Origin of the sequence: Chitinimonas sp. (assembly GCF_041904975.1) — a bacterium.
GTDB lineage: Bacteria > Pseudomonadota > Gammaproteobacteria > Burkholderiales > Chitinimonadaceae > Chitinimonas.
Map to the genome: position 1 here is coordinate 1 of NZ_JAYRLZ010000462.1, position 1,531 is coordinate 1,531.

General features: G+C 61.1%; 1 protein-coding gene and 1 pseudogene. Both read right to left on the bottom strand.

From position 1 onward, the window contains the following. A partial coding sequence (locus ACE3OH_RS22170; RefSeq protein WP_374358465.1) for a hypothetical protein occupies positions 1 to 1,211 on the bottom strand: 1,211 nt, incomplete at its 3' end. 70 nt (positions 1,212 to 1,281) lie between these two features. After that, positions 1,282 to 1,531 (bottom strand): annotated as a pseudogene (locus tag ACE3OH_RS22175) (acetyl-CoA carboxylase biotin carboxylase subunit); the annotation flags it as partial.

The following is a 1,531-nucleotide window of genomic DNA, read 5'->3' on the forward strand; positions in this document are numbered from 1 at the left end:
CCGCCGAAATTCATCCCCAGCATGGAAAAGGCGGTGGATTTGGCGCGCAGGCGCACGCTCCATTCCGGATTCCATGGCTGTTTGGGGTCGGCCGGCTTGGGCGGATAGGTGATCCAGCTTTCCGGGCCGTAGGCGGTCATCATCAAGATACTGGGAACCGGCTGGCCGCCACCTTGGCTGGCAAAGATGCCTTTGGGAATGGTGCAGTTGGTGGCTGCGGCCGACATCAGGACTTTCTGTTTCTGCCATTTTTCGATCTGGCTGCCGCTGAGATAGGCATGCAGCTCGCTGCCGGCACCGGGCACGTCGGCGCTGCTCCAGATCACCATTTCGATAGAGCTTTGACTCTTCATGTTGGTGTGCACGCCGGTGATGAAATACCCGCGTGCGCGGCTGACCGACGGCCAGCTGAGGTCGATCGCATCGGTCAATTCGCCTTGCGAGCGCAGCATCAACTTGGGCATGAAATCGGCGTCTTGCTGCACCTGGAATTTCATCGACGCCGGAATGCCATCGCCGGTGATTTGGTGATCGCCGGCCAAGCGCGCACCGCTGGGCACTTGCTTGCCGTATTGGCGGTTGGGCCAATACACGTAGCCGGGCTGCAGGTCGATGTCGCGATCGGGCACATACAAGCCCTTGGACAGACTGCCGCTGCTTTGAACTTCAATCCCCTGCATGCCGGCCATGCCAGCCCGCGGGTCGACCGTCTTGTTGCCACCTTTGACCTTGAACGTGGCTACTTTGGGTTGGCCCGGACGCACCGTGGCACTGCAGCCCCAGTATTCGGAAATCTTGACCTCGATATCGGGCACCTTGCCGGGGGTGCTTTCCCCCTTTTCAGAGTGGCTGGGTTCGACTGGAATCAAGGTCAGCGATTTGCCGAGATTCAGGCCGGATGGAATCAGGTCCTGTGCTTCCACCCCCGGTTTGAGCGTGTTGTGCAGGGCGATATCGAGGTATTGCCCGGTCAGGCCTGCATGCCGCGCGGTGGGGTAGGTGGGCTTGCTGGTATCGGCCCCGCCCATGCGGCGCGCCATGAAGCCGCCCAGGCCGCCCAGCATCCCGCCCATGTCCGGCATCCCGGCCATATTGTGGGTGGCCACATCAATGAAGAGATTGGTCGGCGGCGTCTTGCCCTGTTGGCTGGCCGCTGGTAACGCCAGCAGAGTGCAGGACAGGGCTAGGTACAGGGCGTGGCGACGACGCATGACAAACTCCGATCCGGGGACTGATCTTCACTGTAGCGAAAATCAGCCCGCAAACCGGCCATGCTTGCATTTACAGGATCGACAGCGCCTTTTCCTTGCGTTCGGCCAGCCGCTTTTCCAGATAGTGGATGTTCTGCCCGCCTTGGCAGAAGCCGCCATCGGCGAGGATGCGCTGTTGCAGCGGGATATTGGTCTTGATGCCGTCCACCACCATCTCGCTCAGCGCCACCCGCATCCGCGCAATCGCTTGTTCGCGGGTCGCGCCATGCACGATGAGCTTGCCGATCATCGAATCGTAGTTCGGTGGAACCCGGTAGCCT